The organism is Bacillus sp. FSL M8-0350, assembly GCF_038593345.1.
GTDB classification, from domain to species: Bacteria; Bacillota; Bacilli; order Bacillales; family Bacillaceae; genus Bacillus; species Bacillus safensis.
In genome coordinates, this window is sequence record NZ_CP151985.1 from 152,082 (window position 1) to 178,416 (window position 26,335).

The window sequence follows — 26,335 nt, forward strand, 5'->3', positions numbered from 1 at the left end:
TTCGGATGGAATCTCATATGATTCTATTCGAGGTTTCGACGTTTTGAAGGAGGGTTTTATTAGATGATCGAAATTGAAAAACCAAAAATCGAAACGGTTGAAATCAGCGACGATGCCAAGTATGGCAAGTTTGTCGTAGAGCCACTTGAGCGTGGATATGGTACCACTTTAGGGAACTCCCTTCGTCGTATCCTTTTATCCTCACTTCCTGGTGCAGCTGTAACATCGATCCAGATAGATGGTGTCTTACACGAATTCTCAACGATCGAAGGCGTGGTTGAAGATGTTACAACGATTATCTTAAACATTAAAAAGCTTGCACTCAAAATCTACTCTGAAGAAGAGAAGACGCTTGAAATTGATGTACAAGATGAAGGTACTGTAACAGCTGCTGATATTACACACGACAGCGATATTGAAATCTTAAATCCAGATCTTCACATCGCAACTCTTGGCAAGAATGCGAGCTTCCGTGTTCGCTTAACTGCACAAAGAGGTCGCGGGTATAATCCTGCTGATGCAAACAAAAGAGACGATCAGCCAATCGGTGTGATTCCGATCGACTCAATCTATACACCTGTATCTCGTGTGACTTATCAAGTGGAGAACACCCGTGTTGGGCAAATCACAAACTATGATAAATTAACACTAGATGTATGGACTGATGGAAGCACAGGACCGAAAGAAGCGATCGCTCTAGGTTCTAAGATTTTAACTGAACACCTAAATATTTTCGTTGGATTAACTGACGAAGCTCAGCATGCTGAAATCATGGTTGAGAAAGAAGAAGACCAAAAAGAAAAAGTGCTTGAAATGACAATTGAAGAGCTTGATCTTTCTGTTCGTTCTTACAACTGTTTGAAGCGTGCGGGTATTAACACTGTTCAAGAGCTTGCTAACAAGACAGAAGAGGATATGATGAAAGTTCGTAACCTTGGACGTAAATCTCTTGAAGAAGTGAAAGCGAAACTAGAAGAACTTGGACTGGGTCTTCGTAAAGACGATTGACTAGTTTCATTGTGAACTAGGATTTTCGTGTGTTTTTTATTCATACAGCATCTCTAATTAAGGAGGGGACATCACATGGCATACAGAAAGCTAGGACGCACTAGTGCACAACGTAAAGCAATGCTTCGTGACCTAACGACTGATTTGATCATCAACGAACGCATCGAAACAACTGAAACACGTGCGAAAGAACTTCGCTCTGTAGTTGAAAAAATGATCACTCTTGGCAAACGCGGAGATCTTCATGCTCGCCGTCAAGCTGCAGCTTACATTCGTAATGAAGTAGCTAACGCTGAAACAAACCAAGATGCACTTCAAAAATTATTCGCTGACGTTGCAACTCGCTACGAAGATCGCCAAGGTGGATACACTCGTATCATGAAGCTTGGACCTCGTCGCGGCGATGGCGCACCAATGGCTGTCATTGAATTAGTTTAATCACATATCGTGTATCTAAGAAAGGGCGGGACAGTTCATAACTGGATCTATGCCCTTTTTTAGGTACTACGGCTTTTTTTAGGAATAAGCAAAGAAGAGGTTGAGCTGAGAGGAGGTCCGGTAGAGATGGGGAAGACATTAATTGACGTAAAGGACATTGTATTTCGTTATCACAAGGATGCGGACAAGCCCGCTTTAGATCAAGTGTCACTGCATGTGAATCAAAATGAATGGCTCGCCATTGTTGGTCATAACGGTTCAGGTAAATCCACACTTGCCCGTGTGCTGAATGGGCTCATTTTACCGGATGCTGGTACGGTCAAGGTTGGAGAGATTGAGCTCAAAGAAGAAAGTGTTTGGGATATTCGCAGAAAGGTCGGAATGGTCTTTCAAAACCCAGATAACCAATTTGTGGGCTCAACGGTTCGTGATGATGTGGCTTTTGGTTTAGAAAATAACGGGGTTGAGCGGGAATTGATGATAGAACGTGTAGATTGGGCTGTCAAACAGGTCAATATGCAGGAGTTTCTTGATCAAGAGCCGCACCATCTATCAGGCGGGCAGAAGCAGAGAGTCGCTATTGCAGGTGTGCTTGCCGCAAGCCCTGACATCATGATCTTGGATGAAGCAACATCAATGCTTGATCCGATTGGCCGTGAAGAAGTGTTAGAGACTGTTAGACTTCTGAAGGAACAAGGTACAGTCACAGTCATTTCCATCACACATGATTTAGACGAGGCTGCCAAGGCAGACCGCGTCATTGTGATGAATGGCGGGAAGAAATTTGCCGAGGGGACGCCAGAGGAAGTATTTGAACTAGATGAACAACTGGTTCAGATTGGACTTGATCTGCCATTCTCCTATCGCTTGAGCAAGCAATTGAAGCAACAAGGTGTGCCGCTTGCAAATGCCCATTTGACACAAGAAGGATTGGTGAAAGAGCTATGGACATTACGATCAAAGAATTAGAGCATCGTTATCAAATGAAAACGCCGTTTGAGCGTCTCGCTTTGTATGATGTCAATGCTTCCATCAAAGAGGGCAGCTATGTCGCTGTCATTGGTCATACGGGCTCTGGCAAGTCTACATTGCTGCAGCATTTAAATGGATTGCTCAAACCAACGAAGGGGAGCATTGCGCTTGGAGAGACCATTTTACAAGCCAATAAAAAGCAGAAGGATATGAAACCCCTCCGGAAAAAGGTAGGCATCGTGTTTCAGTTTCCTGAGCATCAGCTCTTTGAGGAAACCATCCTCAAGGATATCTGCTTTGGCCCGATGAACTTCGGCGTTCCTCAAGAGAAGGCAGAAGCGAAGGCGAAGGAGATGCTGAAACTGGTTGGTCTTCCTGAGTCCCTATTATCTCGATCTCCCTTTGAACTAAGCGGCGGTCAAATGAGACGTGTGGCGATTGCAGGCGTTTTAGCGATGGAGCCAGAGGTGCTTGTGCTTGATGAGCCGACTGCTGGGCTGGATCCACGCGGGCGGAAGGAAATCATGGACATGTTCTATGATCTTCATCATAAGGCAAACCTCACCACGATTCTGGTCACACACAGTATGGAAGATGCCGCTCATTATGCGGATCAAATGATTGTGATGCATAAAGGGACAGTGAAGGCGACAGGTACGCCGAGAGAGTTGTTTGCCAATCGTACAGACATGTCTTCGTTTGGTCTCGACCTCCCAGAAACGATTAAATTCCAGCAGACTGTAGAAGAAAAGCTTGGTATTACGTTTCCAAGGCCGCTTCTGACGATGGATGAAATGGCAGAAGCCTTAACAGCTCTTTATCAGGAGGACACGACATCATGATGGATAGTATGATTATCGGCAAATATGTGCCAGGTTCATCCTTTGTCCATCGTCTTGATCCAAGGACAAAGCTGTTATCAATTTTCTTTTTTGTCTTTATTGTTTTTTTTGCTAATAATTACATCACTTACGGGCTTTTAGGTGTCTTTACCATCCTTGTGGTGATGGTTTCTCAGGTGCCGCTATACTTTATTCTCAAGGGAATGAAGCCGATCCTATGGATTGTCCTGTTTACCTTTATTCTGCATATTTTCATGACAAAGGATGGCGCCTTGCTATTCCACTTTGGTTTTCTGAATATTTATGAAGAAGGTTTAAAGCAAGGAATATTCATTTCACTCCGTTTTGTCTATCTCATCATGATGACGACACTTCTTACGTTAACCACAACGCCTATAGAAGTGACAGACGGGATGGAGAAGCTTCTGCACCCATTCCGTAAAATCAAACTGCCTGTTCATGAGCTTGCTCTCATGATGTCCATCTCTCTTCGGTTTATTCCGACGTTATTAGAAGAGACGGATAAAATCATGAAGGCACAAATGGCACGAGGTGTTGATTTTACAAGCGGGCCTTTAAAGGATCGCATGAAAGCCATCGTTCCTTTGCTTGTTCCGCTTTTCGTCAGTGCGTTTAAGCGTGCAGAAGAACTGGCGACCGCGATGGAAGCGAGAGGCTACCGCGGGGGAGAAGGACGGACGAAGTACCGTCAGCTTGTCTGGGGCATGAAGGACACGTTCACGCTGCTTTTATTCATCTTGTTAACAGCACTCCTTGTGCTGCTTAGAAATTAGGTGATTCCTAGATGAAGGTCAAATGTACCGTATCCTACGATGGGACACATTTTAAAGGCTATCAGGTGCAGCCAGGGCAGCGAACCGTTCAGACGGAGATAGAGTCAGCCCTTGCAAGAATGCACAAACAGGATGAACTGATTCCGATTGTGGCTTCCGGCCGGACGGACAGCGGTGTCCATGCAAAGGGACAGGTCATCCATTTTGACACCCCGCTCTCGATCCCGATGGAGAGATGGCCTTTTGCCCTTAACAGCTTGCTGCCGGATGATATCCGTGTTCTAAAGGCTGAGGAGGTCGATGACTCGTTTCATGCCAGATTTGGTGTTGTTTCGAAGGAGTACCGTTATAAGGTCTCAACGGAAACACACCAAAATGTGTTCACGAGACAGTATGCCTGCCACTATCCTTACCGGCTGGATATCGATAAAATGAGAGAAGCCGCTGAGCACCTGATTGGGACGCATGACTTTACAAGCTTCTGTGCGGCCAATACGGAGGTTCAGGACAAGGTGAGGGTTATTTATGCCCTTGAGTGGAAAAACGTCTCAGACGGGCTTGAAATGCGTGTGAGAGGGAATGGCTTTTTATACAACATGGTGCGGATTATCGCTGGAACGTTGCTTGAAATCGGTTCTGGTAAATTTCACCCTAAGGAGATAAAAGCTATGCTTGCCGCCCGAAATCGCGAAGCGGCAGGCAAGACTGCGCCTAGTCACGGACTGTATTTATGGGAAGTATTCTATGACAACTAAACCAGGTGTAACATGTTCTTGACACAGGAAGCAGAAAGTTATAAGATATCATATGGTATGTATTTCAACCCCACAAATAAGCCCCGGAAGACTTATCTTGTGTTTTGAAATAGAACGTAGCATTTGATTCAAGGAAAATTCATTGATTTATTTAGGAGGGAAACTCATGCGTACAACACCAATGGCGAACGCAAGCACAATTGAGCGCAAATGGCTAGTTGTTGATGCGGCAGGCAAGACTCTAGGTCGTCTTTCTACTGAAGTAGCATCACTTTTGCGCGGTAAGCACAAACCAACTTATACACCACACGTTGATACAGGTGATCACGTCATCATCATCAATGCTGAGAAAATTGAATTAACAGGTAAGAAATTGACGGACAAAATTTACTACCGTCACACGATGCACCCAGGCGGTTTGAAACAAAGAACTGCTCTTGAGATGCGTACAAACTACCCTGAGAAAATGTTGGAGCTTGCTATCAAAGGTATGCTTCCAAAGGGTCCACTAGGTCGTCAAATGTTCAAAAAATTAAATGTGTACCGTGGTTCTGAGCATCCACATCAAGCACAACAACCTGAAGTTTACGAACTTCGCGGTTAATTATAAGGGAGGTTAACAATTTGGCACAGGTTCAATATTACGGTACAGGTCGTCGTAAAAGTTCTGTAGCGCGCGTTCGCTTAGTTCCAGGTGAAGGCCGTATCGTCGTTAATAATCGTGAAATTACTGAATACATTCCATTCGCTGCTTTAATCGAAGACGTGAAACAGCCTTTGAACATCACAGAAACAGCTAACAGCTACGATGTTCTTGTAAATGTTCACGGTGGTGGATTCTCTGGTCAAGCTGGAGCAATTCGTCACGGTATCTCTCGTGCTCTTCTAGAAGTAGATCCTGAGTACCGTACACCACTTAAACGTGCTGGACTTCTTACTCGTGATCCTCGTATGAAAGAGCGTAAGAAATACGGTCTTAAAGGCGCACGTAGAGCTCCTCAGTTCTCAAAACGTTAATCAATTTTATATTGTATGGACGTTTTACAAAGGTTTGTTACAGACAAACCTTATAAAAAAAGCATCAGCATCCTGCTGGTGCTTTTTTATTTGTGTTTTTTTCTGTTTGGAAACATATAAAATAGGATCATAGCAAGGTTTCTGTTTAAAAAACGAAGTCTATGGAGGGGTGTCATATGAATCTAACAACAGAAAGATGTATCATTCGATCATTTGCTGAGGATGATTGGCAGGATGTCTATGCATATACATCTAATGAGACGGTGATGAAGTATATTCCGGAAGATGTATTTTCTAAAGAAGATGCGAAGGAATTTGTCAAAAATAATTGTCATGAAGATGCTAAGTATGTTGCTGTCCTTTTAAAAGAAGATCATACATGTATCGGGCATATCGTGTTTCATCCTTACTTTGGTGAGCACACATATGAAATTGGCTGGGTTTTCAATCCTGCCTATCAAAACAAGGGCTATGCATCAGAAGCGGCTTATGCCGTTCTGCATCATGGTTTTCACACAATGAATTTACATCGAATCATTGCGACTTGTCAGCCTGAAAATGTGCCATCGTGGAGAGTGATGGAGAAATTGGAGATGAGGAGAGAGGGGTATTTTAAAAAATGTATACCACAAGGAAATGAGTGGTGGGATGAGTTTTACTATGCCATCTTACAAGAGGAATGGTTCGTGAAGAGGGCTTGATCAGTTTTCATGGTATGAAATACTTTGATGAAAAAGCAGCTGATCAAATCTTATATGAACACTCTTAACTGGTATTTTGGTAAGTGAAAACAATCTTCCATCCATCATAGGAGGTGCTTTCATTGAATTTAAATCAATTGACATTGAGAGAAGCCGTGCAAGAAGACCTCGACAAAATCGTCTTCATGCTTTCAGATGATAAGTTAGGTCAAAAGAGAGAGCGTTACACTCGCCCATTATTAGAAAGTTATATCAAAGCCTTTCGTTCAATCGATGCTGATCCAAATATTGAACTCATTGTTGCGTGTGACCAGGAAGAAGCAGTTGGTGTTCTTCAGTTAACCATGACGCCATTTCTTACACATCAAGGGGGATGGAGAGCATCCATCGAAGGAGTTCGTACGGCTTCGAGTCATAGAGGAAAAGGAGTCGGTTCGCTGCTTATAAAGTGGGCCATTCAACGCGCAAGCGACCGCGGCTGTCATATAATTCAACTGACAACAGATAAACAGAGGCCAGAAGCACGCCATTTTTATGAGAAATTAGGATTTGAAGCCACTCATGAAGGAATGAAGCTGCATTTGCCTCATGAATAAGGATATCAAGAAGCGGAGGATTCACGTACCTCTGCCTTTTTTGTGCCTTTATTAGGAATATTTGCTATATTTAATATATAAATCCTCTGTTATTTGGAAAGGAGAAACATGTTACTCAAAATCGGTCTAGTTGTCATAGGTGTGGTCATACTTTACGTGGTGGTTCAAGTCTTGCTGTATAAAAGAGATATGAAGAAAACGAAGGAAGATCTTTTGACATTTGTCGCAAAAAACAAAAAGGATGTTTCAGTGACAATCATTGAAAATGATGATGTGGTGTTAGAATGGAATGCTGATCAAAAAACACCACTTGCAAGTACGGTGAAATTAGTAGTTTTATTTCATTTTGTTAAAGCTGTATCGAGCGGCGCCATCAAGCTAGAGGAAAAAGTGGCATTGTCTGATATAGAGCGGTTTTATATTGATAGAACAGACGGTGGTGCGCACGCGTACTGGCTGGAGGTCAATGATTTTTCTGAGCATGCGGCTTTATTAGATGTTGCCAAAGGGATGATGCAATTCAGTTCGAATGCTTGTACGGATTATTTGATTGACCGGCTGGGCTTAGAAAAGATCAATGATCAGATGAAACAAGCAGGTCTTACAGAACATGATGAACTCATGCCGCTGACGCCAATGATTTTGTGGTCCGCTTATGTATCTGATCGTCGGCGGGATGCATTCAAGAAAATGAGCGGTGTATCCGAAGAACAATACAAATCTCTAATGAATGAGATTTTTAATATCATGAAAAATGACCCAGAGTATAAAAAGGCGTTAGAAGAAAAAATGAAAAAAAAGAACTTATTAGGCTGGCGTATACAATCATTACTGACGCAAAAGCTGACAAAGTCTACAACCAATCAATATGCACAATTTATGAAACGTCTCCAGGATGAGCTGTTAACAATAGAAGAAAAGAGTCTTTTTAGCCAAATCGTACTGGGAGAAACATTGAAAAAGGAAACAGATCAATATCTTTGGTATAAAGGCGGAGCAACATTGTTCGTTTTCACAGGTGCTTTATATCGAAGAACAGATACATCTTCTATATCCATTTCTCTTTTTATCAATGATCTGAAAGCGAACAATTCTCACTGGATTGGGGGAGTATTCAACGAATTTATGCTTACTGCAGCAGTGGATCAAAACTTTCGACAACGCTTGATACAGGCTTTCACTACATAAACATCAAAAAACAGAGGGAAACACCCCTCTGTTTTATTATTTCTGCATTGGAAACGCTTTGTATACATCTTGGCGTTTCTTTTTTGACTTCACAACTCCATCAACCAGTTCCTTTTGCCAAAGCGCTGTATCGTCTTTGTACTCTTTAAAAGAATGAGGGAGCTTTTTTTCTAGCTGTTTCCTTTTAAACGTGACACGGCTCGTCTTTAGAGCTCATGTTAAGTGTCACTTGCTCTACATTATCGACAATAATAAAAAGTGAGATTGCGTTGTATAAATACGTTTTTTCAATCGTGTCCTTTTGATCAAACCAGAAGGCGTCAAACTGTTCTTCTGTATAGCCGTCATTTTCTTTTACCCCATACGTGACGTCTAAAGCTTTTCCATCGATGATTTCAAATTCACGAATTACGCCTCCAGGCAGATCTAATAAGATTTCATGAATGGCTGAATTGTCACCGAGATATGTGTTTTTGTGTTTTGAAAGTTGTTTTAAGGATATGTCTTCTATTCCTTTTATATCGCTCTTTTTCTCTGTGGCTTGACTGCTGCATGCAGATAGGACGACTGTTAATAGCAGGATATACATCCATTTCTTCAATGATTTTGCCCCTTTATTGTTCTTTCTATATGTAAATGTTTATTTTATCACAATTTTCCATTTCGATCGTTCACAGGCCGCCATTTCCATTTACTGAATTGCATGTTTTGTTCAAACCAACGAACAATACAAAGAAAAAAGGAGTTCAGTCCATGGCAGAAGTGCTTTCATTTTATCAACTGAAAACAAAACGAGATGTCACGCTTGAAAAGAAGCTTTTACGTACATTGTCTCTTCAACAAGTGACGGTCGCTTCCGAGAAATTCACAAAGAAGCTGTTTCCATTTGCAGATGATCCAGCCGGTATTATGAGTGATGGCTGCATCGATTTCGCCATTGAAGCTTTTTTAGCTGGCGGAAGATACGGTGAGTCGAGTAAATACGGCGAATCGTTCGACGATATCAAAAAGCGATCCTCCCAGGAGGAAGCTGAGCTGATTGAAGAGCTCGCAGGGTGCTTGCAATCGTGGGGGAATATGTTCCAAATGGAGCGGAAGATGTCATGTTTATATCCATTTGCGAAAGATTTTTTAAGCATGTGGTGGCAGGAAGGCTTTCGAGAATCAGAAAAAAGACACAAGCTTCGGCTGCACTAAGCATATTTCCAGTCCTTGTCCCATATCTATAAAATAATGGTGTATGGGAGGGACAGGGATGAAAAGAAAGCTGAAGTGGACAGGGTTTTTAATTGGGTTTATTGTCCTCTTATTCTTATTCAGGTTTCAATTTCTAAATGATGATTCATGGAAATCGTGGAATTTGCCTCTAAGCGGGAAGATCATCTATTTAGATCCGGGTCACGGCGGTCCAGATGGAGGGGCTGTAGGAGGAGAACTGCTTGAGAAAGAGATTGCACTGGATGTATCCATGAAGATACGTGACTATTTGCAGGAGCAGGGAGCGCTTGTTCTCATGACCCGAGAGGATGATTCTGATTTATCATCAAAGAATACAAGGGGATATGCCCGAAAGAAAGCGGAGGATTTAAGGAACCGCGTCAAAGTCATCAATGAATCTGAAGCGGATCTCTATTTAAGCATTCATTTAAATGCGATACCATCAAACAAATGGAGCGGGGCTCAGACGTTTTTTTATGGAAAGTATGAAGAGAATGAAAAGGCAGCGAAGTTTATTCAAGATGAATTACGCAGAAATCTTGAAAACACGGATCGAAAGGCGAAGCGGATTAATGGCATTTATTTAATGCAAAATGTCACAAAGCCAGGAGCTCTTGTGGAAATTGGATTTCTCTCCAACCCGAAAGAGGCTGGCCAGCTGGCAACACCTAAATATCAGGATCAAATTGCTGCCTCTATTTATAAAGGGATTTTAAGATATTTAACAGAGCAAAAAGAGCCTCCTGAATAAGGGGCTTTTTCCTTTTGATCGCAGGCAAACAGGACAGACATTGTAAGGATATGTATGATATACTTGGATTGTAAACGAATTCAATAAAGGGTGAGGTTCTGCTATGATCGGACAAGATGATGTGAGAAAACTAGTTGGGAAGATGGACGAACCTTTCCTTCATATACCGCTTGGTGAGCTGGATGCCATCAAGGAAATCAGCCTAAAGCCTGAGAAAGAGCATGTGAGCCTAAAGGTGGCCATTGCTAAAACAGGCACTGCTGAGCAGATGAAGCTGCAGCAAGACATCGTACAAGCCTTGAAAGCAGCAGGTGCTAACACAGTAGGACTTCGTTTTGAGGAACTGCCTCAGGAAACACTTGAAAAGTTTATGCCATCACAAGATGAGGAAGAAACTCTGCTTAACTCTAAAAATCCGCCTGAGTTCTTAGCGATTGCGAGTGGAAAGGGCGGCGTTGGTAAATCGACTGTTTCTGTTAACCTTGCTGTAGCGCTGGCTCGTCTAGGGAAAAAAGTCGGGCTGATTGATGCTGATATTTATGGCTTTAGTGTACCGGATATGATGGGAATCACTGTCAGACCAACAGTTAAAGGGGAAAAAATTATTCCTGTGGAGCGCTTTGGTGTCAAAGTGATTTCAATGGGCTTTTTTGTTGAAGAAAATGCACCGGTTATTTGGAGAGGACCGATGCTTGGAAAAATGTTAAATAACTTCTTCCACGAAGTTGAGTGGGGAGAATTAGATTACTTACTATTAGACCTTCCGCCTGGAACGGGAGATGTTGCGCTTGATATTCATACAATGCTGCCTAGCTGTAAAGAAATCATTGTCACTACACCGCATCCAACGGCTGCCTTCGTTGCAGCAAGAGCAGGCGCAATGGCACTGCAAACAGACCATGAAGTGCTCGGTGTCGTTGAGAATATGAGCTATTATGAAAGCAAAAAAACAGGTGAAAAGGAATACGTCTTTGGAAAAGGCGGCGGGGACAAGCTGGCTGAAGAGCTGCGTGTATCAGTCCTTGGCCAAATTCCTTTAAGACAGCCTGATTGGAATGAGGATGATTTCGCACCTTCTGTCTATGATGCAAGTCATCCGACAGGAGAAGTGTATCAACACATTGCGAATAAAGTCATTGAACAATTAGCAGTGAAAGCATAATGAAAGCCCGAGTGGATGAATGCCACTCGGGTGATGTTTAACTGTCGCTTCCTTCGCTGCCTTGCGATCCGGAATCACTGCTGCTTTCAGATGCTGCCTTTTTGAGCTCATCTTCGAATTTCTTCTTATAAAGAGGGCTGCTCAATGTTTCCGTAATGACTTTTTCTAAGTGCTTTCTAAACTCTTTGCTTTTTACAAGTTCACCGTATTTCTTTTCCATCTCAGGATCCTTGAGAATATCCATCATCAGCTGTTGATAGTCAGGATCCTTCATTAACTGTTTTAACATTCTTTCATGCTGTTGCTGCATGGATTTTGCGAAAGTCTCGGCAAATTTAGAATCCTCAAAGACCTTCTTCCAGAACTCTTTGCCTTTATCAGAAGTCAGTGTTTTCTCTATCGTTTTTTTCACAGTTTGTTCATCCATTACCAAAGCTTCATTCATTGCCTCGTCATTTAATAACTGTTGAATGGCCTTTTTACCGTCATCTGTCTTTAATATATCGACGACCATTTTTTTTGTTTCGTCATAGTCCATATTAGATGAGGATTGGGTTTTGGGAGCACAAGCTGTTAGAGATAAAAGAAGAAAACAGCTCATTATACGCAAGATGCCTTTTGACATACTGTGGCTCCTTTCGTTACATGTCTTACTTTTAATATGAATGTTTCACGTAAATTTATACATAACAAAAATAGGGGTTGGATCAATTCAATGAAAAGTCGGGATTTAGTTCGTTTTTTCTTCTCTGTGCTAGCTGTTGGAGCGGTCATTACAAGCGTGGTAGGCTTTGCGCTGGAGTGGGGGAAATATCAGAAGCTTTTTATATCGTTTGAAATTCTAGAGATCGCATCTGTGTTATTTTGGTTCATTGGTGTAGGGATGATCTTTAGTGTCATTAGCCAGATGGGGTTTGTTGTTTTTTTGACAGTGCACCGATTTGCATTAGAGATTTTTCGGTCGCATTCTTTATGGAATACCATTCAGCTGTTTCTTGTGATTTTTGTGCTGTTTGATTTAGCTTACTTGCGATTTTTGTTTTTCGGGGAGAATGATTCATTTTTTCCATACTTGTGGCTGCCTTTATTTATCGGTGTGTTTGCATTGATCGTGGCTTACTTTAAACAGCAGCAGTCCTCTAAGAAAACATTTGTTTCCGCAATGTTTCTCATGGTCGTCATCACGTCGTTAGAATGGTTCCCGGCGCTCAGAGTCAATGAAGAGGACTGGCTGTATTTAATGTTATTCCCGCTATTAGGCTGTAATGCGTTTCAGCTGTTAGCGATGCCGCGGTTTTCAAAAACGAAAGCTACTTAACTTCAGATGACTTTGTTTTCGTATTGGAGATCAGTTCGCCAACCGTCACATTTTTTAAATGCTTTTCTTTTATTTGTTTCAAAATAGCGGGTAAGGCTTGAGCGGTTTGGGTTGCTGAATCTGAGGCGTGAAGGAGAACAATGTCTCCGCTTTTCATTCGATCATTTACATTCTGAACAATCTGGTCGACACCCGGATTCAGCCAATCCTGTGAATTGATGCTGTAATGAACAACGGTATAACCGTACTGTGTGGCTATTTTTAGTGCTGTTTCGTTAAACTGTCCAGTTGGCGGTCTTAATAGTTGAATGTCATCTAGTCCAAGCTTTTGAAATGTATTTTGTGCACGGACAAGATCTTGCTTGATTTCACTATCTTCAAGTTGGCTATAATTTTTATAAGCATAGCCGAGGCTTCCAATTTGATGGCCGTCCTCCCTAATTTGTTTCACGATATCAGGATGACGCTCAGCCCAAGAAGCAGACAGAAAGAAGGTGGCGTTCTTTATACCGTACTCCCGAAGGACATTTAAAATAGGAACAGCCTTCTCATCTCCCCAGCCAATATTAAAAGTGAGAGAGATATGCTTTGATGAAGTCTCGCCTTTATAAATGGCTCGGGGTCCATGTTCAGTTTTAAATACCGACAGCGGCGGTGCCTTTTGTACATAAAAAAAGGTTGCAGCTGCAAGGGCTGCTACAAGAATAATGACAACTTGCTTCAGCCGTTTAATAGGCAACACATATAATCGACTCAATTCAAACACTCCTGCCTTGTCCAAGATTGTTACTTGATTGTATGCAGGACAAGGGTTTAAGATGCTTAATAAAACTATTTCAAAAAAAGTTTTGAAAAGGCGTTGACCAAGAGAATGCTTTCGTGATATATTATTAATCGTCGCTGACACACAGTGACAAACACAAAACGCTTCGGGAAATAAACTTGAAAAAAGTTGTTGACATAAGATGAAGCGAAATGTTATATTATTAAAGCCGCTAAGAACGGCGGAGATGATCTTTGAAAACTAAACAAGACAAAACGTACCTGTTAATTCGAGTTTTTATAAAAAATCCTATGATAATTCATAGGTAGTCAGTCAAACTGGCGAAAAGCAAAACTTCGGTTTTGTACTTTTTCGGAGAGTTTGATCCTGGCTCAGGACGAACGCTGGCGGCGTGCCTAATACATGCAAGTCGAGCGGACAGAAGGGAGCTTGCTCCCGGATGTTAGCGGCGGACGGGTGAGTAACACGTGGGTAACCTGCCTGTAAGACTGGGATAACTCCGGGAAACCGGAGCTAATACCGGATAGTTCCTTGAACCGCATGGTTCAAGGATGAAAGACGGTTTCGGCTGTCACTTACAGATGGACCCGCGGCGCATTAGCTAGTTGGTGGGGTAATGGCTCACCAAGGCGACGATGCGTAGCCGACCTGAGAGGGTGATCGGCCACACTGGGACTGAGACACGGCCCAGACTCCTACGGGAGGCAGCAGTAGGGAATCTTCCGCAATGGACGAAAGTCTGACGGAGCAACGCCGCGTGAGTGATGAAGGTTTTCGGATCGTAAAGCTCTGTTGTTAGGGAAGAACAAGTGCGAGAGTAACTGCTCGCACCTTGACGGTACCTAACCAGAAAGCCACGGCTAACTACGTGCCAGCAGCCGCGGTAATACGTAGGTGGCAAGCGTTGTCCGGAATTATTGGGCGTAAAGGGCTCGCAGGCGGTTTCTTAAGTCTGATGTGAAAGCCCCCGGCTCAACCGGGGAGGGTCATTGGAAACTGGGAAACTTGAGTGCAGAAGAGGAGAGTGGAATTCCACGTGTAGCGGTGAAATGCGTAGAGATGTGGAGGAACACCAGTGGCGAAGGCGACTCTCTGGTCTGTAACTGACGCTGAGGAGCGAAAGCGTGGGGAGCGAACAGGATTAGATACCCTGGTAGTCCACGCCGTAAACGATGAGTGCTAAGTGTTAGGGGGTTTCCGCCCCTTAGTGCTGCAGCTAACGCATTAAGCACTCCGCCTGGGGAGTACGGTCGCAAGACTGAAACTCAAAGGAATTGACGGGGGCCCGCACAAGCGGTGGAGCATGTGGTTTAATTCGAAGCAACGCGAAGAACCTTACCAGGTCTTGACATCCTCTGACAACCCTAGAGATAGGGCTTTCCCTTCGGGGACAGAGTGACAGGTGGTGCATGGTTGTCGTCAGCTCGTGTCGTGAGATGTTGGGTTAAGTCCCGCAACGAGCGCAACCCTTGATCTTAGTTGCCAGCATTCAGTTGGGCACTCTAAGGTGACTGCCGGTGACAAACCGGAGGAAGGTGGGGATGACGTCAAATCATCATGCCCCTTATGACCTGGGCTACACACGTGCTACAATGGACAGAACAAAGGGCTGCAAGACCGCAAGGTTTAGCCAATCCCATAAATCTGTTCTCAGTTCGGATCGCAGTCTGCAACTCGACTGCGTGAAGCTGGAATCGCTAGTAATCGCGGATCAGCATGCCGCGGTGAATACGTTCCCGGGCCTTGTACACACCGCCCGTCACACCACGAGAGTTTGCAACACCCGAAGTCGGTGAGGTAACCTTTATGGAGCCAGCCGCCGAAGGTGGGGCAGATGATTGGGGTGAAGTCGTAACAAGGTAGCCGTATCGGAAGGTGCGGCTGGATCACCTCCTTTCTAAGGATATATGGAGCAGCGTACGTTTTCGTCTTGTTTAGTTTTGAAGGATCATTCCTTCAAAACATGTCTCTAGCGAGACAGGATTGTTCTTTGAAAACTAGATAACAATAAGTAATACATTCACATTGAATGCAATGCAAAGTTCATCACACATAGTGATTCTTTCTAAAGTAAGAAATGGTTAAGTTAGAAAGGGCGCACGGTGGATGCCTTGGCACTAGGAGCCGATGAAGGACGGGACGAACACCGATATGCTTCGGGGAGCTGTAAGCAAGCTTTGATCCGGAGATTTCCGAATGGGGAAACCCACTGCTCGTAATGGAGTAGTATCCATACTTGAATACATAGAGTATGAGAAGGCATACCCGGGGAACTGAAACATCTAAGTACCCGGAGGAAGAGAAAGCAAATGCGATTCCCTGAGTAGCGGCGAGCGAAACGGGAACAGCCCAAACCAAGAGGCTTGCCTCTTGGGGTTGTAGGACACTCTATACGGAGTTACAAAGGAACGATATAAGCGAAGAGGTCTGGAAAGGCCCGCCAAAGAAGGTAACAGCCCTGTAACTGAAATGTTGTTCTCTCCAGAGTGGATCCTGAGTACGGCGGAACACGTGAAATTCCGTCGGAATCCGGGAGGACCATCTCCCAAGGCTAAATACTCCCTAGTGACCGATAGTGAACCAGTACCGTGAGGGAAAGGTGAAAAGCACCCCGGAAGGGGAGTGAAATAGATCCTGAAACCGTGTGCCTACAAGTAGTCAGAGCCCGTTAACGGGTGATGGCGTGCCTTTTGTAGAATGAACCGGCGAGTTACGATCCCGTGCAAGGTTAAGCAGAAGATGCGGAGCCGCAGCGAAAGCGAGTCTGAATAGGGCGCATGAGTACGTGGTCGTAGACCCGAAACCAGGTGATCTACCCATGTCCAGGGTGAAGTTCAGGTAACACTGAATGGAGGCCCGAACCCACGCACGTTGAAAAGTGCGGGGATGAGGTGTGGGTAGGGGTGAAATGCCAATCGAACCTGGAGATAGCTGGTTCTCTCCGAAATAGCTTTAGGGCTAGCCTCAAGGTAAGAGTCTCGGAGGTAGAGCACTGATTGGACTAGGGGCCCCTACCGGGTTACCGAATTCAGTCAAACTCCGAATGCCGATGACTTATCCTTGGGAGTCAGACTGCGAGTGATAAGATCCGTAGTCGAAAGGGAAACAGCCCAGACCGCCAGCTAAGGTCCCAAAGTATACGTTAAGTGGAAAAGGATGTGGAGTTGCTTAGACAACCAGGATGTTGGCTTAGAAGCAGCCACCATTTAAAGAGTGCGTAATAGCTCACTGGTCGAGTGACTCTGCGCCGAAAATGTACCGGGGCTAAACGTATCACCGAAGCTGCGGACTGTTCTGACGAACAGTGGTAGGAGAGCGTTCTAAGGGCTGTGAAGCCAGACCGGAAGGACTGGTGGAGCGCTTAGAAGTGAGAATGCCGGTATGAGTAGCGAAAGACGGGTGAGAATCCCGTCCACCGAATGCCTAAGGTTTCCTGAGGAAGGCTCGTCCGCTCAGGGTTAGTCGGGACCTAAGCCGAGGCCGAAAGGCGTAGGCGATGGACAACAGGTTGATATTCCTGTACCACCTCCTCACCATTTGAGCAATGGGGGGACGCAGGAGGATAGGGTAAGCGCGGTATTGGATATCCGCGTCCAAGCAGTTAGGCTGGGAAATAGGCAAATCCGTTTCCCGTAAAGGCTGAGCTGTGATGGCGAGCGAAATTTAGTAGCGAAGTTCCTGATTCCACACTGCCAAGAAAAGCCTCTAGCGAGGTGAGAGGTGCCCGTACCGCAAACCGACACAGGTAGGCGAGGAGAGAATCCTAAGGTGATCGAGAGAACTCTCGTTAAGGAACTCGGCAAAATGACCCCGTAACTTCGGGAGAAGGGGTGCTTCTTAGGGTGTTAAAGCCCCGAGAAGCCGCAGTGAATAGGCCCAGGCGACTGTTTAGCAAAAACACAGGTCTCTGCGAAGCCGTAAGGCGAAGTATAGGGGCTGACGCCTGCCCGGTGCTGGAAGGTTAAGAGGAGCGCTTAGCGTAAGCGAAGGTGCGAATTGAAGCCCCAGTAAACGGCGGCCGTAACTATAACGGTCCTAAGGTAGCGAAATTCCTTGTCGGGTAAGTTCCGACCCGCACGAAAGGCGCAACGATCTGGGCACTGTCTCAACGAGAGACTCGGTGAAATTATAGTACCTGTGAAGATGCAGGTTACCCGCGACAGGACGGAAAGACCCCGTGGAGCTTTACTGCAGCCTGATATTGAATGTTGGTACAGCTTGTACAGGATAGGTAGGAGCCTTGGAAACCGGAGCGCTAGCTTCGGTGGAGGCATCGGTGGGATACTACCCTGGCTGTATTGACCTTCTAACCCGCTGCCCTTATCGGGCAGGGAGACAGTGTCAGGTGGGCAGTTTGACTGGGGCGGTCGCCTCCTAAAATGTAACGGAGGCGCCCAAAGGTTCCCTCAGAATGGTTGGAAATCATTCGCAGAGTGTAAAGGCACAAGGGAGCTTGACTGCGAGACCTACAAGTCGAGCAGGGACGAAAGTCGGGCTTAGTGATCCGGTGGTTCCGCATGGAAGGGCCATCGCTCAACGGATAAAAGCTACCCCGGGGATAACAGGCTTATCTCCCCCAAGAGTCCACATCGACGGGGAGGTTTGGCACCTCGATGTCGGCTCATCGCATCCTGGGGCTGTAGTCGGTCCCAAGGGTTGGGCTGTTCGCCCATTAAAGCGGTACGCGAGCTGGGTTCAGAACGTCGTGAGACAGTTCGGTCCCTATCCGTCGCGGGCGCAGGAAATTTGAGAGGAGCTGTCCTTAGTACGAGAGGACCGGGATGGACGCACCGCTGGTGTACCAGTTGTTCTGCCAAGGGCATCGCTGGGTAGCTATGTGCGGACGGGATAAGTGCTGAAAGCATCTAAGCATGAAGCCCCCCTCAAGATGAGATTTCCCATTCCGCAAGGAAGTAAGATCCCTGAAAGATGATCAGGTTGATAGGTCTGAGGTGGAAGCGTGGTGACACGTGGAGCTGACAGATACTAATAGATCGAGGACTTAACCTATATTCTAATGTGAAGCATGAACATTGTTATCTAGTTTTGAGAGAACATTCTCTCCATCAGGTTTGGTGGCGATAGCGAAGAGGTCACACCCGTTCCCATACCGAACACGGAAGTTAAGCTCTTCAGCGCCGATGGTAGTTGGGGGTTTCCCCCTGTGAGAGTAGGACGCCGCCAAGCTTTTTGTTTATATCCTTCCAATGGAAGAAGTTACTTTATCATTCCGCAGTAGCTCAGTGGTAGAGCTATCGGCTGTTAACCGATCGGTCGTAGGTTCGAGTCCTACCTGCGGAGCCATGCTTCCATAGCTCAGTAGGTAGAGCACTTCCATGGTAAGGAAGAGGTCAGCGGTTCGAGCCCGCTTGGAAGCTTTCCTCTATATGTTGATATGACAAGGTTTCTCGATGATGAGAAGGCTTTTTTTGTTTGTTTACATATATATTAAATTGCTCGATGATCAATAGACTGATGACTTTAGGAAAGCGAATAAAACGGCTTGCACAGCATTGTTGCATCGCTTTTTTACTTATCTCCTTCTTTTTGTTCTTGATTCTTCAGTCTCTTTCTTTTATTCTTACTAAAGTGATATCCGCTATATCAAAAGACTCTGTACGTTCCTCTTTTCCCCCGAAAGTGAAGTATCGTTTGTTTTTCCTTTCTTCATCTCCAGGTATAGTTGATCTTCTTTTTCCATGTACGGAATGTATATAAAAAGGAGTAGATGGTTTGAAAGATTTATTTGCAAAGCAAGAATGGTTTGGACATGTACGTCAGGACGTTCTTGCGGGTATATTAGTCGCACTGGCTTTAATTCCTGAAGCCATTGCGTTTTCGATTATTGCGGGCGTTGATCCGAAGGTTGGGTTGTATGCATCTTTTTGTATTGCGATTGTGATTTCGTTTGTTGGTGGACGCCCAGGCATGATTTCGGCTGCAACAGGGGCTATGGCTCTCGTCATGGTTCACTTGGTTGCTGATCATGGGTTGCAATATTTGTTTGCAGCTACGATTTTGACGGGGTTGATTCAAATTGTGTTCGGATTGTGCCGAGTGTCTCGTTTGATGAAATTTATTCCGAGGTCCGTCATGGTTGGCTTTGTCAATGCGTTGGCTATTATGATCTTCATGGCTCAGCTTCCACATTTCGTTGGGGAATCATTAGCCATGTATATGATGACAGGTGGTGCCCTGCTGATCATTTATTTATTGCCTATGGTGATAAAGGTGATACCTTCCCCACTCATTGCCATTATTGTAATGACGATATTGGCTGTATTTGGACATATTGATGTTAGAACAGTTGGAGATATGGGGGAACTTCCTAGTTCTTTGCCTGTTTTTCTGATTCCTCAAGTTCCGTTTAGCTGGGAAACACTTGCTATCATTTTTCCTTATTCTTTAGCACTTGCGATGGTTGGTTTACTTGAGTCTCTTTTAACCGCACAGATTGTCGATGATATGACAGAGACGTCTAGTAATAAGAACAAGGAAGCGAGAGGTCAAGGGATTGCCAATGTGGTTGCGGGATTCTTTGGAGGTATGGCTGGTTGTGCGATGATTGGCCAATCTGTGATTAATACGAAGGCAGGAGGACGAGGCCGGCTTTCTACCTTTGTAGCGGGTGCTTTTTTAATGGTGCTGATTTTTGTACTAGGTGATGTTGTGGTTCAAATTCCGATGGCTGCTCTTGTGGCTGTGATGTTCATGGTTTCCATTGGCACATTTGATTGGAGTTCTTTTCAGCAGCTAAAAAAGAATCCGAAAACAGATTCTATTGTGATGGTTGTCACGGTCGTGACGGTGGTGTTGACTCATGATTTATCAAAAGGCGTTTTCGCAGGTGTACTGCTTAGTGCGGTATTCTTTGTCGCAAAGATATCGAAGCTTCATATTACGTCTAAAGAAAGCCAGACAGGTACTTGGGAATATCGAGTTAAAGGACAAATTTTCTTTGCTTCTGTCACTGACTTGATCCAAGCTTTCCATCAGGGGAAAGAACTCCAATCTGTTGTGATTGATTTGTCTGAAGCACGTATATGGGATGAATCAGGTGTATCAGCGATAGAACGTATAAAGGAAAGGTATCAAGCAAATGGCGTCCAGGTGGACGTAGTTGGAATGGATACATCAAGTCAAAAGCTTATGAAACAGGTGAGTGGTTCTTAAAAAGGCCTTTCTGTCTGTTACAATAGAAAAGGTAAGAAAGTGAAGGGATGGAGGTGGCCGGCATGCTTGTGTGTTTGAATCAAGTACTCGGCCGGATGATGCCGCTCATTACACCTTTTAGTGTGTTACTCGGTGTTTTATTGGCGGCCTATTTAAAGGATTTTACGTTTTTAGTGCCATGGGTATTTGCTGTTATGACCTTTGCAGGGAGTTTGTCTTCTACTTTTTCGGCTTTAAAGCATACAGTGATGCACCCATTGCCTTTGATTTTATCGTTTATGATTTTGCACGTGTTGATGCCTCTTTATGCTTGGTCAGCGGGACATCTCATATTTGCGGGTGATGCTATGACGATCACCGGTTTGACACTTGCAATGGTGATTCCCACAGGAGTTTCTAGTTTAATATGGGCGGCAATGTATAAGGGGAATGTTGGGTTAACGTTATCCATTATTTTAATTGATACATTGCTTTCGCCATTGATAGTGCCAGCCAGTTTGTCACTTTTGGCCGGTACACAGGTTCATATGGACATGGTCGCGATCATGAAAGGGCTGTTTGGGATGGTGGTGCTTCCATCTATTTTAGGGATGCTCGTTCGTCAATATGCAAAGCCTGCTGTGACAAAAATGATTAGTCAGACACTGTCACCTTTTTCAAAAATAGGCTTGTTTGTAGTGGTGTCGATTAACAGTTCTGTTGTTGCGCCATACTTGCGTGAACTGGATGCCGCATTTTTTAGCAAGGCAGCGACTGTGTTTCTCATTGCGATGAGCGGATATGCGTTTGCATGGTTGATTGGAAAGACGATGAAATGTACTCAAGGAGAGATTGTGGCTATCGTGTATACAGGCGGTATGAGGAACATTAGTGCGGGGGCTGTGCTTGCCATTAGCTTTTTCCCGCCTGCTGTCGCTGTTCCTGTGGTGATTGGCATGCTGTTTCAGCAAGTGCTTGCTGCCTTGTTTGGTTTCTTACTCAATCGTTTTGAGCTGAAAGCACCTGCTGTGACCAAATCTTTCTCATGAAAAAACCTCCATCCTTTGATAGATGGAGGTTTTTTCTGTGATCTTAATAGATGAGATATTTTTTTCGTTTCTTTTCGAATGTTTTGAGGTCGTGATGATAGCGTTTCATCATATGTTTGACGGAAGTTCCTTTATTGATTTCTTCTTTCATCCAGCCATTCCCGATGAGTTTGTCAAAGCTGCCTGTTTGAAGGAACTCAAAGTCATTAGGGTATAAATCATGTATTGCTTTGATGATGGATAACCCCGTTTTCACCGCTTCGAAGGATGAGCGGTCTGTGACATATAACTGCACACCATGAGATAGTGTACCGGCATGTTTAGAAAATGTGGGGGTGAATGACACAGGTCTAAATTGAACGCCTTTTAGTTTTAGCTGATTTAAATGATCTGCCAGCTCGCTGCTATTGATATATGGTGCACCAATGAGCTCGAATGGTTTTGTCGTTCCTCTGCCTTCAGAGACATTTGTGCCTTCAATTAATCCTGTGGCAGGATATACAAAGGTACTATCTACTGTTGGCATGTTAGGAGAAGGAAGGACGAACGGCAGCTTTGTATCATCGAATGTCATGGACCGCTTCCAATTTTTCATTTTGATGACTGTTACATCAGCATTGATATGAAACTCTTTGTTAAACAGTTTTGCAAGTTCACCAGTGGTCATTCCATGTCTTAATGGGATGGGATAGAGCCCTACAAATGAGGCGTGTTCAGGCTCTAAAACAGGTCCTTCTCCTTTTAGTCCGCCAATGGGATTTGGGCGGTCTAGGACAACAAAGGGAATGTTGTTTTCCTTAGCGGCTTCCATCGCATAGGCCATCGTGTAAATATAGGTGTAATAACGAGTACCAACGTCTTGAATATCAAACAGCAGGACATCTACATTTTTCAGCATTTCAGAAGTTGGTTTTCTTGTTTTTCCATAAAGAGAGTAAACAGGAAGCCCTGTTTTTTCATCGGTATAGGATTCGACGCCTTCTCCTGCTTGTGCATCGCCGCGTACGCCGTGTTCAGGTCCATATAAAGCAGTGAGCTTGATATTTGGATGTTCAAATAGGAGATCGACACTGCTTTTCATATTTGCATCGATGCCAGTCGGGTTTGTAATGAGACCAATTCTTTTCCCTTCTAGCCATGAAAGATTGCTTGAGAGTAGTGTTTCGATCCCTGTTTTGACTGATGCTTTTTTCCCTTTTGTGACTGTTCGTTCTTCTGCGGGAGAGGCAGCGGTCAATGTGCTCATCATGAGAAAGCTTGCGAGTATGAAACTGACTGTTTTCTTCAAGAGAATCCCTCCTATTTGATCTGTTTCCCTTTCAAGTTGAGGCCATAGCCGAATGGGTAAAGGGTTTGATTTGGATGAGTGACAGATGGGATATCAACTGGCAGTTTCCCTTTAGGTGATGCAGCTCCAAATATCACTTCTAGTCCAGCAGGAATATTTGGCTGATTGAATTGTCCGTTTGAGTAGCCTTTAAAACCGTACACAGCTAGTAAGGCATCGGCTTCTTCAAAATTTGCCGCATCATAAGGATTTCTAAGACTCATGATGACCATTTTTTTGTTTTGTGCTGCTGCTTCTTTCATGACAGCACGAGGGAAGGCGGTTGCCCATTTTTTCGGATCCTGGACATTGTCATCAATTACGCCATCATTCACTGCTGGATCATTTTGGACAACGTAAGAGCCAGTGATGACATAGTCAGCTACTTGAATCAGTTTGGCTGTATCTTTGGTGAACGTTTTATCCGCAAAAGCATATGACTGGATGCGTACAGGTTTGATCTTTTTTTGTTTCATGAGAGATTCGACTGTGACAGACATTGCTTTTGTCTGATCTTCGTAAGGTGCCATGACCACGATTTTGTCATTCTTTTTAGGCTTGAAAGGTAAGGTTTTTTTGTTGTTTTTAAGCAGGGTGATCCCTTCACGTGCCATTTTTTGTTCTGCTTTAAGGTGCGACTTTTTCCCAACGACTTGAGTGGCTTTTTTGATTTTTTTCTCAAGACTGATTGGTTTTTTGGAGGAAATAATGCCGCGTTTGATTTTCAATTGAAGAATTTTTTCGACAGATTCGTTGATCTGCGACATCGGAATCTCTTTCTTTAAAATCGCTTGTTTGACAGCATTGAATACATTCTCTAGGTTTTTCTCTGTTTTTAACGAGGTGACTGGTGCTGGCATGAGAGCGATGTCGACACCTGCCTTAATGGCCATCACGACGGCTTCTTCCTGTCCGAAATTATCTGCAATCGCTTTCATGTTTAGAGCGTCTGTCACAACAACACCTTGAAAGCCCATCTCTTCTTTTAATAAGTGTGTGATGACTTTTTTTGATAAGGTTGCTGGAACCATGATGTCCTCGCCATCTTTTTTGCTTCGATACGTTGTGTCATCAATGGCAGGAAATTGCACATGAGCGGTCATGACCATATCTGCACCAGCATTGATCGCTTGTTGGAACGGATACAGCTCAACCTTTTTTAAACGATCTAGGTCATGCTCTACGAGTGGCAAGCCGTAGTGACTATCGACGGCTGTATCACCATGTCCCGGGAAATGTTTTAGTGTGGAAATGGTCTTTTCCTTTTGAAGTCCTTTCATGGTTTGAAGGCCAAGTCTAGAGACAAGAGCAGGATCAGAGCTAAAGGAACGGACACCAATGACGGGGTTGTTTGGGTTATTATTCACATCAAGCACAGGAGAGAAGTTTGTATTGATGCCTAAGGCGTTTAATTCTTTTCCGATGATTTTTCCTGTGTCATATGCATTTTTTTTGCTTCTAGAGGCACCAATCGACATATTTCCTGGGAAATGTGTTCCCTTTTGTAACCTTGTAACGATTCCGCCTTCTTGATCAATGGAAATGAGTAAAGGAATGTTTGGTGATGCTTTTTGAAATTCATGGGTTAGTTTCACGGTTTGTTTTGTATCAACGACATTCTCGGCAAATAAGATGACACCGCCTAGATGATATTTTTCTACTAGGTGAGATACTTCGTTATTCATCTTTGTGAAGCCTGTAGGTGCGGATTCATCTTTTGTTTGCCAATTGCGAAAGTCCGGCATGAGCATTTGACCTATCTTTTCATCCAGTGACATGTCTTGAACCATTTGTTTAGCGGTTGGCAGAGAGGCAGAGCTAACCTTTTCCGTTGGAATGGAAGAGGTTAGCAGGGCTAAAACCAGTGCAGCGGGAAAGAGAGCTTTCAACATCGAATTCCTCCTTTTACTGAAAAGATTCGTAGATTGCGGTCATGATGCTTCCATAAGTACCAGTTGGGAACAGGTCACCTTCAAATTGATTAGGATTTGTTTCTGGTGAAACAACGGGTGAATGTTTCTTATTCGTCAGCAACACGACACCTAAATTGTGTTTAGGATCAATCAACGTCATGGTGCCGGTCCAGCCAGTATGCCCATAGGCTTCGTTACTTGCATATTTTCCAAACATCCATTCCATGTCAGTATGACCGTTTTTTCGCCAGCCTAGCCCGTAAGTTGGGTTCGTATCAGATGAGTCTGTAAAGAGATCGATAGAAGCCTGATCAAAGATGGTTGTTTTTCCATAGCCTCCTTTATTAAGCATCAGCTGAAGCAGCACGGCCATATCTGAGGTATTCGAGAAAAGACCAGCGTGGCCGGAGATACCTGCCATTGAGTAATATGCTTTCTCGTCATGTACTTCACCTAGCAGGGTGTACCGTCGGATGTTTTCAAAATCGATGATACCGTCTCGTGAATTGCCTAAACGTTCAGTTGCTGCAAAATGCTTCGGCTTGAACCCTTTTTGCAGTGGATTGAACATTGTATGTTTGAGACCTAGCGGCCGATAAATCGTTGACTCGACATATTGATCAAGAGGCATGCCTGTTTTCTTCTCGATGATCATGCCTAGCAGCATGTAATCAATGTCACTATAAATGTGCTGGGTACCTGGCTTGTATTGCAGCGGTACCTTTGGCAGCCATTTCATCGTTGTTTTTCTGTCTTGAGAATAAAAAGAGCCAGCTGATTCTTTGCTATAAAATAAGACACTGGAAGGGAGACCCGCAGAATGGGTGAGAAGATCTTTTACCCTGAGCTGGTCTTTACCGGTTACTTTTGCATCAGGTTCATCCTGAAAATCTGGAAGGATGGTCTGTATTTTTTCGTTGACATCAAGTTTTTTCTCGTAGACAAGCTTTTGCAGGGCATAGTTGGTCGCATACATTTTTGTATTGGATGCCAAATCGAATAGTGTGTCCTTTTTCATTTTTTTATACGATTTGAGCTCTGTTGTGCCATCGTATTTTTGCCGGTAGCCATAGGCTTTTTGATGGACGATTCTTCCGTCCTTGATAATGATGAGAGCGGCTCCTGGAAATCCTGCTTTGATGTCATTTTGAATCATTTGATCAACCTTCCTCAGCTGCCTGGAAGAAAATCCTACTTGTTCCGGTCGTTTTGCTTTTTTTAAAACGGGATATTCTTCAGGTGCTGTTTTAGACAAAGACGATACAGGATGGGAGCTAGTTGCAAATGTTTGTACTGGTAACCCAAGGAGCATGAACAGACATGTGATCAAAAGAAAACATTTCTTCAAGG

General features: G+C 44.1%; 23 protein-coding genes, 2 tRNA genes and 3 rRNA genes. 22 read left to right on the forward strand and 6 right to left on the reverse strand.

Annotated features, from left to right (window positions below):
* Positions 1-63: 63 nt before the first annotated feature.
* The 11 genes from NSS80_RS00875 to NSS80_RS00925 all read left to right on the forward strand — a co-directional run bounded on the left by NSS80_RS00875 (position 64) and on the right by NSS80_RS00925 (position 8,311).
* Positions 64-1,008 carry a DNA-directed RNA polymerase subunit alpha gene (locus NSS80_RS00875; RefSeq protein WP_003217009.1) on the forward strand — a complete coding sequence of 315 codons (945 nt, stop codon included), beginning with the start codon at positions 64-66 and terminating at the stop codon, positions 1,006-1,008.
* A 75-nt stretch (positions 1,009-1,083) separates the two neighbouring features.
* Positions 1,084-1,446, forward strand: coding sequence for a 50S ribosomal protein L17 (gene rplQ, locus NSS80_RS00880; protein WP_003216944.1), 363 nt, complete (start codon positions 1,084-1,086; stop codon positions 1,444-1,446).
* A gap of 126 nt (positions 1,447-1,572) precedes the next feature.
* Entirely contained in the window at positions 1,573-2,415 is an 843-nt protein-coding gene (locus tag NSS80_RS00885) for an energy-coupling factor ABC transporter ATP-binding protein (protein ID WP_024425605.1), read from the forward strand.
* Entirely contained in the window at positions 2,391-3,260 is an 870-nt protein-coding gene (locus NSS80_RS00890; RefSeq protein ID WP_041115155.1) for an energy-coupling factor ABC transporter ATP-binding protein, read from the forward strand. Before NSS80_RS00885 ends, NSS80_RS00890 begins: the two co-directional genes overlap by 25 nt.
* Positions 3,257-4,054 carry an energy-coupling factor transporter transmembrane protein EcfT gene (locus NSS80_RS00895; protein WP_034283880.1) on the forward strand — a complete coding sequence of 266 codons (798 nt, stop codon included), beginning with the start codon at positions 3,257-3,259 and terminating at the stop codon, positions 4,052-4,054. The genes NSS80_RS00890 and NSS80_RS00895 overlap by 4 nt, the downstream gene beginning before the upstream one ends.
* 11 nt (positions 4,055-4,065) lie before the next feature.
* Positions 4,066-4,809: a tRNA pseudouridine(38-40) synthase TruA gene (gene truA, locus NSS80_RS00900; RefSeq protein WP_041115153.1), complete on the forward strand. Its 744-nt coding sequence runs from the start codon at positions 4,066-4,068 to the stop codon at positions 4,807-4,809.
* A gap of 166 nt (positions 4,810-4,975) precedes the next feature.
* The gene (gene rplM, locus NSS80_RS00905; protein ID WP_003217042.1) at positions 4,976-5,413 is read left to right on the forward strand and encodes a 50S ribosomal protein L13; all 438 of its coding nucleotides are present in this window, start codon (positions 4,976-4,978) and stop codon (positions 5,411-5,413) included.
* A 20-nt stretch (positions 5,414-5,433) separates the two neighbouring features.
* Positions 5,434-5,826, forward strand: a complete 393-nt coding sequence (rpsI, locus tag NSS80_RS00910) for a 30S ribosomal protein S9 (protein ID WP_034283876.1) — start codon at positions 5,434-5,436, stop codon at positions 5,824-5,826.
* Positions 5,827-6,002: 176 nt separating this feature from the next.
* A complete protein-coding gene (locus NSS80_RS00915; protein ID WP_041115151.1) occupies positions 6,003-6,527 on the forward strand; it encodes a GNAT family protein in 525 nt (174 codons plus the stop codon).
* A gap of 122 nt (positions 6,528-6,649) precedes the next feature.
* A complete protein-coding gene (locus tag NSS80_RS00920; RefSeq protein ID WP_041115149.1) occupies positions 6,650-7,123 on the forward strand; it encodes a GNAT family N-acetyltransferase in 474 nt (157 codons plus the stop codon).
* A 108-nt stretch (positions 7,124-7,231) separates the two neighbouring features.
* Entirely contained in the window at positions 7,232-8,311 is a 1,080-nt protein-coding gene (locus NSS80_RS00925) for a serine hydrolase (protein ID WP_241770648.1), read from the forward strand.
* 184 nt (positions 8,312-8,495) lie between these two features.
* Here the strand turns inward: NSS80_RS00925 and NSS80_RS00930 are convergent, their stop codons facing one another.
* Positions 8,496-8,912, reverse strand: a complete 417-nt coding sequence (locus NSS80_RS00930) for a DUF4825 domain-containing protein (protein ID WP_317222264.1) — start codon at positions 8,910-8,912, stop codon at positions 8,496-8,498.
* Positions 8,913-9,064: 152 nt separating this feature from the next.
* Here NSS80_RS00930 and NSS80_RS00935 point away from each other — a divergent pair, with 152 nt between their 5' ends.
* The 3 genes from NSS80_RS00935 to NSS80_RS00945 all read left to right on the forward strand — a co-directional run bounded on the left by NSS80_RS00935 (position 9,065) and on the right by NSS80_RS00945 (position 11,442).
* The gene (locus NSS80_RS00935; RefSeq protein ID WP_252057155.1) at positions 9,065-9,508 is read left to right on the forward strand and encodes a DUF2521 family protein; all 444 of its coding nucleotides are present in this window, start codon (positions 9,065-9,067) and stop codon (positions 9,506-9,508) included.
* A 58-nt stretch (positions 9,509-9,566) separates the two neighbouring features.
* Positions 9,567-10,280: an N-acetylmuramoyl-L-alanine amidase CwlD gene (cwlD, locus tag NSS80_RS00940; protein ID WP_034283867.1), complete on the forward strand. Its 714-nt coding sequence runs from the start codon at positions 9,567-9,569 to the stop codon at positions 10,278-10,280.
* A 103-nt stretch (positions 10,281-10,383) separates the two neighbouring features.
* Entirely contained in the window at positions 10,384-11,442 is a 1,059-nt protein-coding gene (locus NSS80_RS00945) for an Mrp/NBP35 family ATP-binding protein (protein WP_024425873.1), read from the forward strand.
* A gap of 37 nt (positions 11,443-11,479) precedes the next feature.
* Here NSS80_RS00945 and gerD read toward each other — a convergent pair whose 3' ends face one another.
* Positions 11,480-12,067, reverse strand: coding sequence for a spore germination lipoprotein GerD (gene gerD, locus NSS80_RS00950; RefSeq protein WP_025092243.1), 588 nt, complete (start codon positions 12,065-12,067; stop codon positions 11,480-11,482).
* Positions 12,068-12,157: 90 nt separating this feature from the next.
* Here gerD and NSS80_RS00955 point away from each other — a divergent pair, with 90 nt between their 5' ends.
* Positions 12,158-12,760 carry a KinB-signaling pathway activation protein gene (locus NSS80_RS00955; RefSeq protein ID WP_024425875.1) on the forward strand — a complete coding sequence of 201 codons (603 nt, stop codon included), beginning with the start codon at positions 12,158-12,160 and terminating at the stop codon, positions 12,758-12,760.
* On the opposite strand, the gene pdaB is transcribed toward NSS80_RS00955, so the two are convergent.
* Complete coding sequence (gene pdaB / locus NSS80_RS00960; protein ID WP_024425876.1) at positions 12,753-13,517, reverse strand: polysaccharide deacetylase family sporulation protein PdaB; 765 nt, start codon at positions 13,515-13,517, stop codon at positions 12,753-12,755. The genes NSS80_RS00955 and pdaB overlap by 8 nt on opposite strands.
* A gap of 375 nt (positions 13,518-13,892) precedes the next feature.
* On the opposite strand from pdaB, the gene NSS80_RS00965 reads away from it, so the two are divergent.
* The 7 genes from NSS80_RS00965 (at position 13,893) to NSS80_RS00995 (ending at position 21,745) form a co-directional block, all read left to right on the forward strand.
* Positions 13,893-15,441 (forward strand): 16S ribosomal RNA (locus tag NSS80_RS00965).
* Positions 15,442-15,623: 182 nt separating this feature from the next.
* A 23S ribosomal RNA gene (locus tag NSS80_RS00970) occupies positions 15,624-18,554 on the forward strand.
* A 61-nt stretch (positions 18,555-18,615) separates the two neighbouring features.
* Positions 18,616-18,731, forward strand: a 5S ribosomal RNA gene (rrf, locus tag NSS80_RS00975).
* The 16S, 23S and 5S rRNA genes sit together here with 2 tRNA genes alongside, the layout of an rRNA operon.
* A gap of 42 nt (positions 18,732-18,773) precedes the next feature.
* Positions 18,774-18,848: transfer RNA gene (locus tag NSS80_RS00980), tRNA-Asn, on the forward strand.
* 1 nt (position 18,849) lies between these two features.
* Positions 18,850-18,922, forward strand: a tRNA-Thr gene (locus NSS80_RS00985).
* Between the two features lie 355 nt (positions 18,923-19,277).
* Positions 19,278-20,717 carry a SulP family inorganic anion transporter gene (locus tag NSS80_RS00990; RefSeq protein WP_041115377.1) on the forward strand — a complete coding sequence of 480 codons (1,440 nt, stop codon included), beginning with the start codon at positions 19,278-19,280 and terminating at the stop codon, positions 20,715-20,717.
* Between the two features lie 62 nt (positions 20,718-20,779).
* Positions 20,780-21,745 (forward strand): bile acid:sodium symporter family protein, encoded by a 966-nt coding sequence (locus tag NSS80_RS00995; RefSeq protein ID WP_041115375.1) that lies wholly within the window; start codon positions 20,780-20,782, stop codon positions 21,743-21,745.
* 43 nt (positions 21,746-21,788) lie between these two features.
* Here NSS80_RS00995 and NSS80_RS01000 read toward each other — a convergent pair whose 3' ends face one another.
* Genes NSS80_RS01000 through pbp4b form a run of 3 tightly spaced genes read right to left on the reverse strand, consistent with a single transcriptional unit; the run spans position 21,789 to position 26,333 of the window.
* Positions 21,789-23,033, reverse strand: coding sequence for a DUF1343 domain-containing protein (locus NSS80_RS01000; RefSeq protein WP_317222263.1), 1,245 nt, complete (start codon positions 23,031-23,033; stop codon positions 21,789-21,791).
* 11 nt (positions 23,034-23,044) lie between these two features.
* Entirely contained in the window at positions 23,045-24,964 is a 1,920-nt protein-coding gene (locus NSS80_RS01005; RefSeq protein ID WP_041115372.1) for a glycoside hydrolase family 3 protein, read from the reverse strand.
* 13 nt (positions 24,965-24,977) lie between these two features.
* Positions 24,978-26,333, reverse strand: coding sequence for a penicillin binding protein PBP4B (pbp4b, locus tag NSS80_RS01010; RefSeq protein ID WP_041115370.1), 1,356 nt, complete (start codon positions 26,331-26,333; stop codon positions 24,978-24,980).
* Between the last annotated feature and the right edge of the window lie 2 nt (positions 26,334-26,335).

Bases quoted from the DNA above. Each gene is read 5' to 3' on its own strand.
- NSS80_RS00875 (WP_003217009.1), top strand. From the start codon at position 64: ATGATCGAAATTGAAAAACCAAAAATCGAAACGGTTGAAATCAGCGAC.
- rplQ (WP_003216944.1), top strand. From the start codon at position 1,084: ATGGCATACAGAAAGCTAGGACGCACTAGTGCACAACGTAAAGCAATG.
- NSS80_RS00885 (WP_024425605.1), top strand. From the start codon at position 1,573: ATGGGGAAGACATTAATTGACGTAAAGGACATTGTATTTCGTTATCAC.
- NSS80_RS00890 (WP_041115155.1), top strand. From the start codon at position 2,391: ATGGACATTACGATCAAAGAATTAGAGCATCGTTATCAAATGAAAACG.
- NSS80_RS00895 (WP_034283880.1), top strand. From the start codon at position 3,257: ATGATGGATAGTATGATTATCGGCAAATATGTGCCAGGTTCATCCTTT.
- truA (WP_041115153.1), top strand. From the start codon at position 4,066: ATGAAGGTCAAATGTACCGTATCCTACGATGGGACACATTTTAAAGGC.
- rplM (WP_003217042.1), top strand. From the start codon at position 4,976: ATGCGTACAACACCAATGGCGAACGCAAGCACAATTGAGCGCAAATGG.
- NSS80_RS00915 (WP_041115151.1), top strand. From the start codon at position 6,003: ATGAATCTAACAACAGAAAGATGTATCATTCGATCATTTGCTGAGGAT.
- NSS80_RS00925 (WP_241770648.1), top strand. From the start codon at position 7,232: ATGTTACTCAAAATCGGTCTAGTTGTCATAGGTGTGGTCATACTTTAC.
- NSS80_RS00935 (WP_252057155.1), top strand. From the start codon at position 9,065: ATGGCAGAAGTGCTTTCATTTTATCAACTGAAAACAAAACGAGATGTC.
- cwlD (WP_034283867.1), top strand. From the start codon at position 9,567: ATGAAAAGAAAGCTGAAGTGGACAGGGTTTTTAATTGGGTTTATTGTC.
- NSS80_RS00945 (WP_024425873.1), top strand. From the start codon at position 10,384: ATGATCGGACAAGATGATGTGAGAAAACTAGTTGGGAAGATGGACGAA.
- gerD (WP_025092243.1), bottom strand. From the start codon at position 12,067: ATGTCAAAAGGCATCTTGCGTATAATGAGCTGTTTTCTTCTTTTATCT.
- NSS80_RS00955 (WP_024425875.1), top strand. From the start codon at position 12,158: ATGAAAAGTCGGGATTTAGTTCGTTTTTTCTTCTCTGTGCTAGCTGTT.
- NSS80_RS00995 (WP_041115375.1), top strand. From the start codon at position 20,780: ATGCTTGTGTGTTTGAATCAAGTACTCGGCCGGATGATGCCGCTCATT.
- NSS80_RS01005 (WP_041115372.1), bottom strand. From the start codon at position 24,964: ATGTTGAAAGCTCTCTTTCCCGCTGCACTGGTTTTAGCCCTGCTAACC.